Annotated in this window: 14 protein-coding genes and 1 pseudogene; 8 read left to right on the forward strand and 7 right to left on the reverse strand. The window is 71.0% G+C overall.

From position 1 onward, the window contains the following. The first annotated feature begins 14 nt into the window (after positions 1–14). Positions 15–635: an L-threonylcarbamoyladenylate synthase gene (locus IH26_RS0144955; RefSeq protein ID WP_030442435.1), complete on the forward strand. Its 621-nt coding sequence runs from the start codon at positions 15–17 to the stop codon at positions 633–635. On the opposite strand, the gene IH26_RS62415 is transcribed toward IH26_RS0144955, so the two are convergent. The 3 genes from IH26_RS62415 to IH26_RS0144970 form a co-directional block, all read right to left on the reverse strand. Next, positions 619–1,503 (reverse strand): hypothetical protein, encoded by an 885-nt coding sequence (locus IH26_RS62415; RefSeq protein WP_211268877.1) that lies wholly within the window; start codon positions 1,501–1,503, stop codon positions 619–621. The genes IH26_RS0144955 and IH26_RS62415 overlap by 17 nt on opposite strands. Next, a complete protein-coding gene (locus IH26_RS0144965; RefSeq protein WP_157437712.1) occupies positions 1,500–2,378 on the reverse strand; it encodes a hypothetical protein in 879 nt (292 codons plus the stop codon). The genes IH26_RS62415 and IH26_RS0144965 overlap by 4 nt, the downstream gene beginning before the upstream one ends. A gap of 78 nt (positions 2,379–2,456) precedes the next feature. Next, positions 2,457–3,116 carry an FKBP-type peptidyl-prolyl cis-trans isomerase gene (locus IH26_RS0144970; protein ID WP_245665975.1) on the reverse strand — a complete coding sequence of 220 codons (660 nt, stop codon included), beginning with the start codon at positions 3,114–3,116 and terminating at the stop codon, positions 2,457–2,459. Positions 3,117–3,281: 165 nt separating this feature from the next. Between IH26_RS0144970 and IH26_RS64125 the strand changes: the two genes are divergently transcribed. Further along, entirely contained in the window at positions 3,282–4,910 is a 1,629-nt protein-coding gene (locus IH26_RS64125; RefSeq protein ID WP_051809680.1) for a methyl-accepting chemotaxis protein, read from the forward strand. 57 nt (positions 4,911–4,967) lie between these two features. On the opposite strand, the gene IH26_RS0144980 is transcribed toward IH26_RS64125, so the two are convergent. Next, entirely contained in the window at positions 4,968–6,908 is a 1,941-nt protein-coding gene (locus IH26_RS0144980) for an APC family permease (RefSeq protein WP_051809682.1), read from the reverse strand. After that, positions 6,908–7,174: a hypothetical protein gene (locus IH26_RS0144985; RefSeq protein ID WP_030442441.1), complete on the reverse strand. Its 267-nt coding sequence runs from the start codon at positions 7,172–7,174 to the stop codon at positions 6,908–6,910. Before IH26_RS0144985 ends, IH26_RS0144980 begins: the two co-directional genes overlap by 1 nt. A gap of 159 nt (positions 7,175–7,333) precedes the next feature. Here IH26_RS0144985 and IH26_RS60595 point away from each other — a divergent pair, with 159 nt between their 5' ends. From IH26_RS60595 to IH26_RS0145015, 6 genes are read left to right on the forward strand one after another with little or no spacing between them, the layout of a single operon-like run. Beyond that, a complete protein-coding gene (locus tag IH26_RS60595) occupies positions 7,334–7,486 on the forward strand; it encodes a hypothetical protein (RefSeq protein WP_157437716.1) in 153 nt (50 codons plus the stop codon). Continuing rightward, a complete protein-coding gene (kdpF, locus tag IH26_RS57310) occupies positions 7,483–7,572 on the forward strand; it encodes a K(+)-transporting ATPase subunit F (RefSeq protein ID WP_063763866.1) in 90 nt (29 codons plus the stop codon). The genes IH26_RS60595 and kdpF overlap by 4 nt, the downstream gene beginning before the upstream one ends. Further along, entirely contained in the window at positions 7,572–9,218 is a 1,647-nt protein-coding gene (kdpA, locus tag IH26_RS0145000; RefSeq protein ID WP_030442442.1) for a potassium-transporting ATPase subunit KdpA, read from the forward strand. Before kdpF ends, kdpA begins: the two co-directional genes overlap by 1 nt. Next, entirely contained in the window at positions 9,215–11,329 is a 2,115-nt protein-coding gene (kdpB, locus tag IH26_RS0145005; protein ID WP_030442443.1) for a potassium-transporting ATPase subunit KdpB, read from the forward strand. Before kdpA ends, kdpB begins: the two co-directional genes overlap by 4 nt. Position 11,330: 1 nt before the next feature. Continuing rightward, complete coding sequence (locus IH26_RS0145010; RefSeq protein WP_030442444.1) at positions 11,331–12,143, forward strand: potassium-transporting ATPase subunit C; 813 nt, start codon at positions 11,331–11,333, stop codon at positions 12,141–12,143. Positions 12,144–12,146: 3 nt separating this feature from the next. Then, positions 12,147–14,630, forward strand: a complete 2,484-nt coding sequence (locus IH26_RS0145015) for a sensor histidine kinase (protein ID WP_030442445.1) — start codon at positions 12,147–12,149, stop codon at positions 14,628–14,630. On the opposite strand, the gene IH26_RS54825 is transcribed toward IH26_RS0145015, so the two are convergent. Then, a complete protein-coding gene (locus IH26_RS54825; protein ID WP_034217397.1) occupies positions 14,602–14,985 on the reverse strand; it encodes a hypothetical protein in 384 nt (127 codons plus the stop codon). The two genes, IH26_RS0145015 and IH26_RS54825, sit on opposite strands and share 29 nt — an antisense overlap. A gap of 155 nt (positions 14,986–15,140) precedes the next feature. Then, positions 15,141–15,336: pseudogene (locus IH26_RS61700) on the reverse strand (methyl-accepting chemotaxis protein); the annotation flags it as partial.

Here is a 15,336-nt window from a genome sequence, read left to right on the forward strand (position 1 = left end):
ACTAAGCTGCCCCGGTGGCGAAGTATTTCGACGTGCATCCGGTGAACCCGCAACCCCGGGCGATCCGGCAGGTGGCCGACATCGTGCGGCAGGACGGGCTGATCGCCTACCCGACGGACTCGTGCTTCGCGCTCGGCTGCCGGATGGGCAACAAGGACGGCCTGGACCGGATCCGGGAGATCCGGCACCTCGACGACCGGCACCACTTCACGCTGATGTGCCACGACTTCGCCCAGCTCGGCCAGTTCGTGCAGATCAACAACGCCTCGTTCCGGCTGGTCAAGGCGTCGACGCCGGGGCCGTACACGTTCATCCTGCCGGCCACCAAGGAGGTGCCGCGCCGGCTGCTGCATCCGAGGAAGAAGACCGTGGGCGTACGCATCCCGGAGCACGTGGTGGTGCAGGCGCTGCTCGCGGAGCTGGGCGAGCCGCTGGTGTCGAGCACGCTGCTGCTGCCCGGCCACGAGGAGCCGATGACCAGCGGCTGGGACATCAAGGAGCTGCTCGACCACGCGGTCGACGCGGTCCTCGACGCCGGCGAGTGCGGCGTCGAGCCGACCACGGTGATCGACCTCTCGGACGGCGAGCCCGAGATCATCCGGGTCGGCTCGGGCGACGTCACCCGCTTCGAGTAGCCGGCTCGCCGGACAGGGTGGCGGCGAGCGCCTGCGGCCGGCCCGGCGCGGCCGGGCCGCCGATTCCAGCCCGGCCGCCGATTCCAGCCCCGCCGCCGATTCCAGCCCCGCCGCCGATTCCAGCCCCGCCGCCGATTCCAGTCCGGCCGCCGGGCCCGGCCTGGGCGCCGGGCCCGGTCGCGTCGAGACAGGGGTCCGTGCCGCCCGCCGCCAGGGCGAATCTCATCCTGGGGTGGGCGCGGTGGGTGTCGACCAGTTCCCGGAGGATCCGCAGGACGCCGCCGTCCTGGCAGTCGGTGGCGATGCCGCGGAGCCGGTCGAGCCGGGCCCCGGCGATCCGCCACAGATCGCCGCGGTCGTAGAAGGCCGCCAGGCAGGCGGCCGCGGCGCCCTCGTAGAGGCCACGCCGTGGCTGGTCATGGGTGCGGCGCGCCAGACGGAGCGTCTCCTGGCAGTCGCGTCGCACGAAGGAGCGGTAGAGCGGATCCTGCCCGCCGCCGTCGCCCCCGCCGCCGCCATTCATACCGCCCCCGTTGCCACCACCACCGCCGTTGCCGCCCCCGCCGCCATTGCCCCCACCACCGTCGTTGCCGCCGCCATTCATACCGCCGCCATTGCCACCACCACCGCCGTTGCCGCCCCCGCCGCCGTTGCCGCCCCCGCCGCCGTTGCCACCGCCGCCGGGGGTGAATTGCATGATCCACCGGATCAGGTGCCATCCGCCCATCGACGTCTGCCAGTCGACGGCCACGATCGCGCCGGTCCGGACGGCGGGAGTGCCGCCCGCCGGGGCGCGACGCTCGAGGCCCCGCCCGCCGGCCGGGATCGCGCCGACCACCAGCAGCAGGATGAGGATGGATCTGGTCAAGGCTTCACGTCCGATCCGCGGGTGCCGACGAACTCGATCCGCACGTCGGCGCTCTCGTTCACGATGATCACTCGGCCCGGGTGGTCGGTGATGAGGAAATACCGGTTGCCGGAGCGCTCCAGCAGGTACAGCCCGGAATAACGGAACCCGTAAGCGGTACGGGGCGACGGCTCTGGCGTGGCGACCACCCCGGGCGCGTCGAGGCGCAGGTCCTTGGCGCTGTAGAGCACGACGCCCGTGAGCTGGGACGGCTGCGCCGCGATCTCCGCGCCGAGGGCCTGCCCGACGGTGCGGGCGACCCGCTCGGTCGTCCAGAACGTGGCGAGCGCCAGCAACGCGCCGACCAGGATCCGGGTGCCGGCCGGCCACGGATCCACTCCGGTCCGGGACTGGCTGATCATGCGGCCGTACCGGGCCAGCAGCAGTGCCGTCACGAGGCACAGCGGCAGGGCGTATCCCTTCAGGGGCGTGTACATCAGCAGGACGGCGACCACCGCGAGGGGAAGCCAGGCCAGGCACAGCAGCCGCGCGGCCAGCAGCACGGTGGTGCGACGCCCGGCGGCGATGAACGGCGCCGCGATCCGGCGATGGATCCGTTGCAGGCCCAGCGCCACCAGCAGCAGGAGAAGCACCGGCACGAACAGGACGTTGAGGCTCTTCATCAGGCAGTCCGGGGTGCTGAGATCCAGCGCCGAGACGTCGAAGCCCAGTCGCCACGCCTCGTTCTGGGCCTTGACCCAGCCGAAGTAGTAGAGAAGGCCGGTGATGGTGCCGATGACCACGCTGAGGTCGGCGAGCAGCCGCGGTAGCGAGGACTCCGCTTTCCCGCCCGTCGGGCGTGGTGACCGGTGCGGAGCGAGCCGCCTGGTGCGCATGCCCACCATTATGGACAAATAGGACGTTACGCCCCGTCGACCCGCGACGCGATCACCCGGTCGTGGATCTTGCCGCGGTCAGGACGCCGAGAGGACGTCGACGACGAAGCGCAGGGCGCCGGCCGGTTGCCCGCCGGTCGGGTGCTCGCCGTACGCCAGGTCGGCCGGGATGTCGAGCTGGACCCGGCTGCCCACCTTGACCCCGATCAGCCCCTGGTCCCACCCCTTGATGACCTGACCGGCCCCGATCGGGAAGCTGAACGGCTGCGAGCGGCTCCAGGACGAGTCGAACTCCTTGCCGTCGCTATAGGTGACGCCCACGTAGTTCACGTTGATCGTCTGCCCCGACCGGACCGCCGCGCCCGAGCCCTGGATGAGAGTGGTGGTCGTGAGCCTGGTGAGGGCGCCGGCGCCCGCGGTCACCGCCGGCTTCTTGCTCAGGGCCGGGTCGGCGCCGGCGGGCAAGGGCGGGAACGCCGCGCTCGGCTGGGCCGAGACGGCGGTCGCCCCCGCGGCCGCGCTCGGGGTGGCGGCCGGGTGCGACGACGAGTGGCCGACCCACAGGACCAGCCCGACGACGAGCGCCAGCACGGCCGCCGCGGCGCCGCCGACGGCCATCGCCCGCCGGCGCTTCCGCACAGCCAGGGCACGCGCCTTGGCCGCCTTGGCCGCGGCCCGCTTCTCGGCCTTGCTCCGGAGCGGCTGTCCGCCGGCGGTCTTCACAGAGGAATCGGGCACCGCACGACAATACGACACCGGCCGGCGGCCTGTTTCCCGCTCCCGCCCGAAGTCCTCCCGTCGGCTCCCGACAAATGTGTTTCACTACTGATGAATCCCCGCAATTACCACGATCCCCTGCGGGGGTGGGCCGATCGGTCGAACGCTCCCGAGCGGGGGAAAGAGATGCACGCGAAATTGACGGACAATTCCACCACGACCGGACGCGTCACCTTCCGGTGGACGATCGCCCGGCGGATCGCCGCGCTGGTCGCGCTCGCGGTCGCGCTGATCGCCGCCCTCGGCGCGCTCGCCATGACGTCGGTGTCCACGTTGCATCGCCTCGCGGACGGCCAGGCGACGCTCGGCGTCGCGCAGGCCCGGCTGATCGACCTGGACATGCAGGAGAGCAACGCCACGATCGCCTTGAACCGGGCGCTGCTGGCAACCACCGATCCGGAACGGCAGCACGCCGAGGACGTCTTCACCGCCGCGGCCACCGACGCCCGGCGCGACCTGGCCGACATCGCCGGCATGAACCTGTCGCGGGCCACCTCGGCGGCGCTGGCAACGGTGTCGGCACAGTACGAGCAATATCTCGGCGCGGAGAAGACCGCCCTCGAGGTCACCAAGGCGGTCGATCCGGCAAGCCCGCAGGCCAAGACGGTGCTGGCCGCCGACGACAAGCGCGCCACGGACGTCGAGCAGCAGTTGACCGGCGCGCGTTCGCTCCTGGACGCCTCCGTCGAACAGGCGACCGCTCAGGCCACCAGGAAAGCAGCTTCGGTGCGGAACACCGTCCTGGTGACGCTGGTCGTCGCCGTCGTCGTGCTCGGCGCGATCGGCTGGTCGCTGGTCCGCTCCGTGCGCACCGCGCTGTACCGGCTGCGGGACCGGATGACCGACATCGCCGAGGGCGACGGCGACCTGACCGCACGCCTGCCCGAGCAGGCCACCGACGAGACCGGCGAGGTGGCCCGGGCCGTCAACAAGTTCATCGCCCGGGTGCAGCGGGTGGTCGCCCAGATGGCCGGCGCCGCGGACACGCTCGACGGGTCGGTACAGACGCTCTCCGCGATGACCACCCAGATGTCCGGCAATGCCGAACAGACCAGCGACCAGGCCGCCGCGGTCACGCGATCCGCCGAGGACGTGTCCCGCAACGTGTCCACCCTGTCGGCCGGCAGCGAGCAGATGACCGCGTCGATCCGCGAGATCTCGGTCAACGCGTCCGAGGGGGCGCAGGTGTCCTCCACCGCGGTGGCCATCTCGGCCACCGCCCGGGAGACCGTCGCGGAACTGTCCACCGCCAGCGTCGAGATCGGCAACGTCGTCAAGCTGATCACGTCGATCGCCGAGCAGACCAACCTGCTGGCGCTCAACGCCACCATCGAGGCCGCCCGGGCCGGCGAGTCCGGCAAGGGTTTCGCGGTCGTCGCCGGCGAGGTCAAGGAGCTGGCCCAGGAGACCGCCAAGGCCACCGACGACATCACCCAGCGGGTCACCGCGATCCAGTCCGGCACCAACGCCGCGGTGGACTCCATCGGCACCATCACCGACATCGTCGGCCGGATCAGCGACTTCTCCACCACGATCGCGTCCGCGGTGGAGGAGCAGACCGCCACCACCAACGAGATGTCCCGCAACGTCACCGACACCGCCACGGCCGCCGGCCGGATCGCCGTCACCATCACCCAGGTCTCCGAGGGCGCGGCCAGCACATCCGAGGCCGCCGGCGAAGCCGCCCGCACGACCGGCACGGTGGCCACCGTCGTCGGCGGCCTCAAGGAGACCGTCGGCAGCTTCCGCTTCTGACGCCGCGACGGGCGCGGGGACACTTCGACGGAAGCGGGGACACTTCGACGGAAGCCGTCAGCCGACGTGCACGTGCGGGCGGCGGCTGCGGTCAGGCTCGGCCTGGCGCAGCATCTCGCGGGTCACCGGGGCGACCTCGCCCTGCCCGAAGATGAGGTACCGCACGAAGTTGGCGACCGGGCTGCCTTCGGTCCACTCGAAGTAGACGTGCGGCCGCCGGTGGGTGGTGTCGCGGATCCAGAGCAGCAGGGCGGCCAGCGCACTGGGCACCGACGAGCTCTCCAGCCGGAGCACGCGGTAGCGGTGGTGCATGACCTCACCACGTACGGGAAGGTCGGTTTCGAAGTCCGAGGCGTCGCTGACGGTGACCTCGACGAAGATCACGTCCCGGTCGTCGGCCATGTCGTTGTCGGCGAGGATCTGCGCGATCTTCTCGCTGTACTCGCGGACGTCCCGGCTGTCCGGCTCGTTCGCGACCAGCCGGATCTGCCGGCGCCCGCACTCGCGCAGGAAGCCCTGCGCCCGCTCGTCCGCCTCGATGTGGGTCACCCGCAGCTCGAACGCGCGGTAGAGCCGGGACAGGAAGGACACCACGAGGAACGCGGCGATGAAGCAGGCCGCGATCTTGACGCCGTCGGGCCGCTCGTACACGTTCGCGATGGTGGTGTACGCGAAGATCAGCGAGATGACCGCGAAGGCGATCATGCGGCCCTGTTGCTTCTTGCGCCGGGCGGAGAGGGTCACGGCCACGGCGGCCGAGGTGATCAGCACGAGGACGCCGGTGGCGTACGCGCCGCCCTGCGCGTCCACGTTGGCGTCGAAGATCCAGGTGATCAGGAACGCGGTGCCGGTGAAGACCAGCACGAGCGGGCGTACGGCGCGGGCCCAGGACGGGGCCATACCGAACTTCGGCAGGTACCTCGGGACGAGATTGAGCAGGCCGGCCATCGCCGAGGCACCCGCGAACCAGAGGATCGCGATGGTGGACAGGTCGTACACCGTGCCGAAGCCGCTGCCCAGATTCTGGTGGGCGAGGTACGCGAGGGCGCGCCCGTTGGCCGGACCGCCCGGCTCGAAGGCCGACTGCGGGATGAGCCAGGTGGCCACCAGGCTGCTGGTGATCAGGAAGACGCTCATGATCCCGGCGGCCGCGGTGAGCAGCTGCTTGGCGCCGCGGATCCGGCCGGGCAGGTCGCCCTTGATGTGCGGCATGACCGCCACGCCGGTCTCGAAGCCGGACAGGCCCAGCGCCAGCTTGGGGAAGACGAGCAGGGCGATGCCGACCATGACCAGCGGATTGCCGTGCGCGGTGGTCAGCGCGTCGGTCCAGTTCCCGATGACCGACGGGTGGGTGACCACCCGCCACAGCCCGTCGCCGATCACCACCACGTTGAGCGCGAGGTAGATCCCGACCAGGCCGACCGCGATGCCGATCGCCTCGGTGAAGCCCTTGAGGAAGATCCCGCCGAGCAGCGCCACCAGCACCAGCGTCACGATCACCTCGTGCCCGCGCAACGAGGCGGGCCAGAACGGGTTCTCGTCGATGTGGGCGGTCGCGTCCGCCGCCGAGAGGGTGATGGTGATGATGAAGTCGGTGGCCGCGAACCCGAGCAGCACCAGGACGAACAGCTTGCCCTTCCAGAACGAGAGCAGCTTGACCAGCATCGCGATCGAGCCCTCGCCGTTCGGGCTGTCCACCGCGACCCGGCGGTAGACCGGCAGCGCGCCCAGCAGCGTGACCAGCACGAGCACGAGCGTCGCGATCGGCGACAGCACGCCGGCGGCCAGCGCCGCGATGCCCGGCTGGTAGCCCAGCGTGGAGAAGTAGTCGACGCCGGTGAGGCACATGACCTTCCACCACGAGTGCGGCTTGTCCTCGTGCGGCTCGCCGTGCGGCCCCTCGTGCTGCAGGGCCTGCTCGTTGAGGCCCTTCAGCAGCCAATCACGAAGGCCCGGTCCTTTGCCCGCCGGCTCGGCCTTCTTGGCGACGACCGTCATCAGCCCTCCCGTTCCACGGGCCGATAGTTGCATCGCGGTAAGGGGAATAGCTCGTGGTCAGGCGTTAACAACGCGTCAAAACCGGGCGGGCGGCCCTCGGTGTCCTCCTCGTCGAGCAGGCGCAGCGCGGGTGGCAGGTCGGGTGTCTCGGCGTACCCGAAGCGGACCGTGACGTGCACGATGCCGTCATCGCCGTGGCCGAGGACCGCGACCACCGCGGCGAACAGCCGGAGGAGCGCGGGCGTCCGCCACCTGTCGATGTGCACCGAGTGATCGTTGGGGCCGGGGGCCGGTCGTGCCTAGGCCCGTTCACGCGGCGAACACGCCGCGGCGGCGTTTTTTGACGCGTTTTTCACGCCCGCCCGCGAGGGCGTTAATGACGCGTATCAGAACGGCTCCCGGGCGTAGGCATCGCGTCAACGCCGATGACGGAGCGGGCTGCGCCGCGCTGTGCTGGTCGGCGAAAGCACCGTGTCCTTCCCGAGGAGCCTTCTGTGGCTGATCTCCTGTTCGTCGTTCTCACGGTGGCGCTGTTCGCCGCGCTGACCGTGCTGATCCGGGCGGTCGAACGCTGGTGAACGCCGTCAACCTCATCGGCGGCATCGTCGCCGCGCTGCTGGCCGCCTTCCTGGTGGCCGCCCTGCTCTTCCCGGAGAAGTTCTGATGGCCGGCTGGCTGTTCGTCATCACGCTGGTGATCGCGCTGGTCGCGGTCTACCGGCCGTTCGGTGACTACCTGTATCGCGCGATCTCCGGCAACCGGGATCTGCGCGGGGAGAGGCTGATCTATCGCCTCGTCGGCGTGGATGCCCGGGCCGAGCAGACCTGGGGCGTCTACGCCCGCAGCGTGCTCGCCTTCTCCGCGATCTCGATCCTGTTCCTGTACCTGTTCCTGCGCGTCCAGGACAAACTCTGGCTCTCCCTCGGCTTCTCCGCGGTACCGACGCACATCGCCTGGAACACGGCGGTCAGCTTCGTCACCAACACCAACTGGCAGGCGTACTCGGGTGAGTCGACCATGGGTCACCTGGTGCAGATGGCCGGTCTCGCGGTGCAGAACTTCGTCTCGGCAGCCGTCGGCATAGCCGTCGCCGTCGCCCTCGTCCGCGGCTTCGCCGCCCGCAGGACGGCCACGCTGGGCAATTTCTGGGTCGACCTGACCCGGATCACGCTGCGCGTGCTGCTGCCCGCCTGCGTGCTCATCACGCTCGTGTTCATGATCGCCGGGATGGTGCAGAACCTGTCCGGCGGCACCGACGTGACCACGCTGACCGGCGCCACCCAGCACATCACCGGCGGCCCGGTCGCCTCCCAGGAGGCGATCAAGGAGCTGGGCACCAACGGCGGTGGCTTCTACAACGTCAACTCGGCGCACCCGTTCGAGAACCCGACGGCCTGGACGAACTGGCTGGAGATCTTCCTGCTGCTGGTGATCCCGTTCAGCCTCCCCCGGGTGTTCGGCCGGATGGTCGGGCAGAACCGGCAGGGCTACGCGATCGTCGCGGTCATGGCGATCCTCGCGATCGCGAGCGTCGCCCTCACCGTCGGCTTCGAACTGCACGGCGCCGGGACCGTGCCGCAGGCGGTCGGCGCGGCCGTGGAGGGCAAGGAGGTCCGCTTCGGCGTCCCGGACTCGGCCACCTTCGCCGCCGCGACGACCCTCACCTCGACCGGCGCGGTCGACTCGTTCCACGACTCCTACACGGCCCTCGGCGGCATGATGCCGATCGTCGACATGATGCTCGGCGAGGTCGCGCCCGGCGGCACCGGCTCCGGCCTGTACGGGCTGCTCGTCCTCGCCGTGATCACGGTGTTCGTGGCCGGGCTCATGGTCGGCCGCACCCCCGAATACCTGGGCAAGAAGATCGGCGCGCGGGAGATGAAGCTCGCCTCGCTGTACTTCCTGGTCACCCCGACCCTCGTGCTGGCCGGCACGGCCGCGGCCTTCGCCACCGGGAACAACCGCACGGCGCTCAACGTCGGGCCACACGGGCTCTCCGAGGTCCTGTACGCGTTCACCAGTGCCGGCAACAACAACGGCTCCGCGTTCGCCGGCATCACCGTGAACACCCCATGGTGGGACACGGCGCTGGGGCTCGTCATGCTCCTCGGCCGCTTCCTGCCGATCGTGCTCGTGCTGGCCCTGGCCGGCTCGCTCGCCCGGCAACGGCCCGTCCCCGAGTCCGAGGGCACCCTGCCCACCCACCAACCCCTGTTCGTCGGGATGGTCGCCGGCGTCACCGTCGTGCTGGTCGCTCTGACCTTCCTGCCCGCTCTCGCTCTCGGACCCCTCGCGGAGGGCCTGTCATGACCTTGCTGGCCGAAAAACCCTTGGAAAAAGCCAAACCCGCGGCCGTACGCGGCGGCCTGCTCGACCCGGCCCAGCTCTGGCACTCGCTGCCCGGTGCGCTGGTCAAGCTCGACCCGCGCACCCTGTGGCGCAACCCGGTCATGTTCATCGTCGAGATCGGCGCGGCCTTCACCACGATCCTGTCGACCACCGACCCGACCGCACTGGCCTGGATCATCACGGTCTGGTTGTGGCTCACGGTGGTCTTCGCCAACCTGGCCGAGGCGGTCGCCGAGGGCCGGGGCAAGGCACAGGCCGCCGCGCTGCGGGCCGCCAAACAGGACACCGTGGCCCGGCTGCTCAAGGACGGTGAGGAAAGCCTCATCCCGGCGACCGGGCTGAAACTGGGCGACGTCGTGGTGGCCGAGGCCGGCGATGTCATCCCCGGCGACGGCGACGTCATCGAGGGCATCGCCAGCGTCGACGAGTCGGCGATCACCGGCGAGTCCGCCCCGGTCATCCGCGAGTCCGGGGGCGACCGCTCGGCCGTCACCGGCGGCACGAAGGTCCTCTCCGACCGGATCGTCATCAAGATCACCCAGAGGCCCGGCGAGAGCTTCGTGGACCGGATGATCGCCCTGGTCGAGGGCGCCAACCGGCAGAAGACGCCGAACGAGATCGCGCTGAACATCCTGCTCGCCGCGCTCACGATCATCTTCCTGCTGTCGGTGGTGACGCTGCAGCCGCTCGCGATCTTCTCGAAGGCGTACCAGGCGGCGGCCCCGAACACGTCGGCGATCAACGAGCACGGCGTCACCGGGATCGTGCTGGTGTCGCTGCTGGTCTGCCTGATCCCGACCACGATCGGCGCGCTCCTGTCCGCGATCGGCATCGCCGGCATGGACCGCCTCGTGCAGCGCAACGTACTCGCCATGTCCGGCCGCGCGGTCGAGGCGGCCGGCGACGTGAACACCCTGCTGCTCGACAAGACCGGCACGATCACCCTCGGCAACCGGCAGGCGTCCGAGTTCGTACCGGTGGATGGGCTTGATCCTGAGGTACTCGCAAGCGCGGCGCAGTTGTCCAGCCTGGCCGACGAGACGCCCGAGGGGCGCTCGGTGGTGGTGCTCGCCAAGAACGAGTTCGGCCTGCGCGAGAGCGAGCCGGGCCTGATGACCGACGCGCACTTCGTACCGTTCAGCGCACAGACCCGGATGAGCGGCGTCGACCTCGGCGGGCGCGAGATCCGCAAGGGCGCGGCCGCGGCCGTCATGAAGTGGGTCCGGGAGAACGGTGGGCACCCCACCGAGGAGGTCGGCGAGATCGTCGACATGATCAGCGGCACCGGCGGCACTCCCCTGGTCGTCGCCGAGCACCTCGCCGGGCAACCGGCCCGGGCCCTGGGCGTCATCCACCTCAAGGACGTGGTGAAGTCCGGCATGCGGGCCCGCTTCGACGAGATGCGCAAGATGGGCATCCGCACCGTGATGATCACCGGCGACAACCCGCGGACAGCGGCGGCGATCGCGGCCGAGGCCGGCGTCGACGACTTCCTGGCCGAGGCGACGCCCGAGGACAAGCTCGCGCTGATCCGCAAGGAGCAGGAGGGCGGCCGGCTGGTCGCGATGACCGGCGACGGCACCAACGACGCGCCGGCGCTGGCCCAGGCGGATGTCGGGGTGGCGATGAACACCGGCACGTCGGCCGCCAAGGAGGCCGGCAACATGGTCGACCTCGACTCCGACCCGACCAAGCTGATCGAGATCGTGGAGATCGGCAAGCAGTTGCTGATCACCCGGGGCGCGCTGACCACGTTCTCGATCACCAACGACATCGCCAAGTACTTCGCGATCATCCCGGCCATGTTCGCCGCCGTGTACCCCGGCCTGGACAAGCTGAACATCATGCGGCTGCACTCGCCGGGCTCGGCCATCCTCTCCGCGGTCATCTTCAACGCGCTGGTCATCGTCGCGCTGATCCCGCTCGCCCTGCGCGGCGTGCGGTACACCCCGTCCAGCGCCTCCGCGCTGCTGCGCCGCAACCTGTGGATCTACGGCCTGGGCGGCGTGCTCACGCCGTTCCTCGGCATCAAGCTCATCGACCTCATCGTCCAGTTCATCCCGGGAATCTGAGATGCGCCTGCCCATGTGGCTCTCCCAGCACGTCGCCGCCCTGCGCGCGCTGCTCGTCCTGACCGTCCTGCTGGGACTGGCCTATCCGCTCGCTTTCGTGGCCATCGGCAAGCTGCCGGGCCTGTCCGGCAAGGCGGGCGGCTCGCTCGTCGCCCACGGCAGCACGCTGATCGGCCAGGCCTTCACCGACTCCGACGGCAACCCGATCCCGAAGTACTTCCAGAGCCGGCCGTCCGCGGCCGGCAAGGGCTACGACCCGACCGCGACCTCGGCCAGCAACCTCGGCCCGGAGGACGTCGTCGACACCGCCGATCGCAAAAGTCTGCTCACCCAGGTCTGCGCGCGGAGCCAAGCAATCGGCAAGCTGGAAGGCGTGGACGGCAGTCGGCCCTACTGCACCGCCGGCGGCGTCGGTGCGGTTCTCGAGGTCTTTCACCGGGACGGCCTGACCGGGCCGGTCACCCGGGTGATCTCGGTGAACGGGCCGGCCTTCATGCCCACCTACGACGGTGTCACCGTCGAGTCGGGAACCGGCGAGATCCCGGGCGGCGTGATCACCCCGATTCGCGGCGATGCCCCGGCACACCCGGTGGTGCCGTCGGATGCGGTCACGGCCGGCGCCAGCGGCCTCGACCCCGACATCAGCCCGGCCTATGCCGAATTGCAGGCCCCGCGCATCGCCCGCGAAAGGGGAATATCCGAAAAATCCGTCCAAGAACTCATCGAGAAGTACACCGTCGGGCGGGCGCTCGGCTTCATGGGTGAGCCCGGGGTCAACGTCCTTGAACTCAACATGGCGCTGGACAAAGGCTGAGCGATGGCGCGCGGGGAACTGAGGATCTATCTGGGCGCCGCGCCGGGCGTCGGCAAGACGTACGCCATGCTCGAGGAGGCCCACCGCCGCGCCGAGCGCGGGACCGACGTGGTGGTGGCCTTCGTCGAGACCCATGGCCGTAAGCACACCGCCGCCATGCTCGGCGACCTCGAGGTCGTCCCCCGCAAGCACGTGCGCTACCGGGGGGTGGACCTCACCGAGACGGACCTCGACGCGGTCCTCGCCCGCCGGCCCGAGGTCGCCGTCGTCGACGAGTTCGCGCACACCAACGTGCCGGGCTCCCGCAACGCCAAGCGCTGGCAGGACGTGCAGGAGCTGCTCGACGCCGGGATCAGCGTGCTGACCACGGTCAACGTGCAGCACCTGGAATCGCTGAACGACGTGGTCGCCCAGATCACCGGCGTCGAGCAGCGGGAGACCGTGCCCGACGCCGTGGTCCGGGCGGCCGAGCAGGTCGAGCTGGTCGACATGACCCCGGAGGCGCTGCGCCGGCGGATGGCGCACGGCAACATCTACCAGCCCGAGAAGATCGACGCGGCGCTCGGCAACTACTTCCGCACCGGCAACCTGACGGCGCTGCGCGAGCTGGCGCTGCTCTGGCTCGCCGACAAGGTCGACGAGCAGCTGGGCAAGTACCGGGCCGACCACGGCATCGACGCCACCTGGGAGACCCGGGAGCGGGTCGTGGTGGCGCTGACCGGCGGGCCCGAGGGCGAGACCCTGATCCGGCGGGCCTTCCGGATCGCCACCCGGACGAAGAGCGCCGACCTGCTGGCCGTGCATGTGGCCCGCAACGACGGCCTGGCCGGCGCCGACCCGGCGGCGCTGGCCCGGCAACGGGTGCTCGTGGAGAGCCTCGGCGGCAGCTACCACCAGGTCGTCGGCTCCGACGTGCCCCGGGCGCTGCTCGACTTCGCCCGGGCGGTCAACGCCACCCAGATCGTCCTCGGCGCGTCCAGCCGGGGCAAGCTCGCCCAGCTGTTCTCGGCCGGCGTCGGCGTGACCACCACGGCGCTGTCCGGCCCGATCGACGTGCACCTGGTCACCCACGAGCGCGCGGGGCAGGGCCGGCGCCGGTCCCGGCTGCCCGCGGCCCTGTCCCGCACGCGCCGGCTCACCGGCTTCGCCCTCGTGCTGCTCGGCCTGCCCGCGCTGACCGCGCTGCTGTGGGCCGGCCCGGCCATCTCGCTGACCAACGACATCCTGCTCTTCCTGGTCGCCGTGGTCGGCGTGGCCCTGGTCGGCGGCCTGTGGCCGGCGCTGCTCGCCGCGGTCGCCGGCTCGCTGCTGCTCAACTACTACTTCATCCCGCCGATCGGGCGGTTCACGATCGCCGAACGGGACAACCTGCTCGCGCTGGCCATCTTCGTGGTGGTGGCGCTGGCCGTCAGCTGGGTCGTCGACACCGCCGCGCGCAAGACCCGGCAGGCCGCCGAGGCCTCGGCCGACGCGCAGACGCTGTCCACCGTCGCCGGCGGGGTGCTGCGCGGGGAGCGGCCCCTCGGTGCGCTGCTCGACCGGCTCCAGGAGACCTTCGGGTTCGACTCGGTGACCCTGCTGGAGGACGGCGTGGTGGTGGCCGAGGTGGGTCAGCCGGGCTGCACCCGGAGCGCGGACGCCGATGTCGAGGTCAATGTGGACGAGCGGGTGGTGCTGCTGCTCAAGGGGCACACGCTGGAGGCGTCCGACCGGCGGATCGTCGAGGCGTTCGCCGCGCAGGCCGCCGTCGCGCTGCGGCAGGAACGGCTCAGCGCCGAGGCGGCCGCGGTCAAGCCCCTCGCGGAGGCCGACCGGATGCGGACCGCCCTGCTCGCCGCGGTCAGCCACGACCTGCGTACTCCGCTCTCCTCCGCCAAGGCCGCCGTGGCCGGCCTGCTCAGCGAGGACGTGCACTTCGACGCCGCGGACCGGCACGAGCTGCTGCTGACCGCGGACGAGTCCCTGGAGCGGCTCGACCGGCTGGTCGCCAACCTGCTGGACATGAGCCGCCTGCAGGCCGGCGCGCTCGGCGTCACCGCGATCGACGTGGGCGTCGAGGAGGTCGTCCCCCGCGCCCTGGACGACCTCGGCCCCGACGGCCGCAAGGTCACTCTGATCCTGCCCGACGAGCTGCCGCCCGTACGGACCGATCCGGCTTTGCTCGAACGGGTGCTGGTCAACCTGGTCGCGAACGCGCTGCGCTACAGCCCGCCCGAGCGCCCGCCGGTGATCACCGTCAGCCGGCACGGCGACGCCGTCGAACTACGCGTCATCGACCACGGCCCCGGCGTCCCCCGGGACCGGTGGGACGACATCTTCCTGCCGTTCCAGCGCCTCGGCGACCGCGACAACCACACCGGGGTCGGTCTCGGCCTGGCCCTGTCCCGCGGCCTGACCGAGGCGATGGGCGGCACGCTGACCCCGGAGGAGACCCCCGGCAGCGGCCTCACCATGGTCCTCACCCTGCCCGAGAGCGCCGATCAGTGAACCCCGGCGCCGCCGGCGGACAGGCGCCGCGGATCGCGCGGCCGAGGCAGGCCAGGAAGAGGATGAGCGCCGTGTACCGCCACGCCGACCCGTCGCCGGCCAGATCGCCGTAGCGGTGGGCCAGGAATCCGACGAACACCAGCGTGCCGAAGACTGCCACGCCGGCGCTGTGCCGCCAGTCCCGGATCGCCACCGCGGCCCCGCCCGCGACCAGGCCGATCACCAGGGCCCGGGCGCCCAGCTCGTGCGGCCCGAGCAACGCCGCGTCGGTCAGCGCCGCCACGGTCACCGCGGCGCAGCCGGCCGCCAGGGCAAACGCCTGGGCCAACGTCGTCTCGTCGCGTCCACCCGCCATGACCAGCCACCGCCCGGGTCCGTGCGCCCGGCTTCGTGCCGCCGCGCCCAGCACACATGGCACCTCGCTCCCCGCGCGCGGGCCAGGGGTGTTCACGCGCCGTATACGCGTACCGGCCGGATGTTGACGCCGTGTTGACGCGGCCCCGTCCCGGGTCAGTACCGGAACGATTTCACCAGCTCGTCCACCCGCGTGGCGAGGTCGCACAGGTTGGTGGCGGACTCGTGCGTGACGCCGGCGCCCTTGGCCGTGGCCCCGGCGGCCTCCGCCACCTCACCGATGTTGCGGGCGATCTCCCCCGAACCGGTCGCGATCTGACCGACATTACGACTGATCTCCGACGCCGTCGCC

Origin of the sequence: Actinoplanes subtropicus, from assembly GCF_000721705.1 — a bacterium.
Taxonomy (GTDB): Bacteria; Actinomycetota; Actinomycetes; order Mycobacteriales; family Micromonosporaceae; genus Actinoplanes; species Actinoplanes subtropicus.

Excerpts from the sequence above, each read along its gene's own strand:
- IH26_RS0144965 (WP_157437712.1), bottom strand. The coding sequence starts at position 2,378 with ATGCGCACCAGGCGGCTCGCTCCGCACCGGTCACCACGCCCGACGGGC.
- IH26_RS64125 (WP_051809680.1), top strand. The coding sequence starts at position 3,282 with ATGCACGCGAAATTGACGGACAATTCCACCACGACCGGACGCGTCACC.
- IH26_RS0144980 (WP_051809682.1), bottom strand. The coding sequence starts at position 6,908 with ATGACGGTCGTCGCCAAGAAGGCCGAGCCGGCGGGCAAAGGACCGGGC.
- IH26_RS60595 (WP_157437716.1), top strand. The coding sequence starts at position 7,334 with ATGACGGAGCGGGCTGCGCCGCGCTGTGCTGGTCGGCGAAAGCACCGT.
- kdpA (WP_030442442.1), top strand. The coding sequence starts at position 7,572 with ATGGCCGGCTGGCTGTTCGTCATCACGCTGGTGATCGCGCTGGTCGCG.
- kdpB (WP_030442443.1), top strand. The coding sequence starts at position 9,215 with ATGACCTTGCTGGCCGAAAAACCCTTGGAAAAAGCCAAACCCGCGGCC.
- IH26_RS0145010 (WP_030442444.1), top strand. The coding sequence starts at position 11,331 with ATGCGCCTGCCCATGTGGCTCTCCCAGCACGTCGCCGCCCTGCGCGCG.
- IH26_RS0145015 (WP_030442445.1), top strand. The coding sequence starts at position 12,147 with ATGGCGCGCGGGGAACTGAGGATCTATCTGGGCGCCGCGCCGGGCGTC.
- IH26_RS54825 (WP_034217397.1), bottom strand. The coding sequence starts at position 14,985 with ATGGCGGGTGGACGCGACGAGACGACGTTGGCCCAGGCGTTTGCCCTG.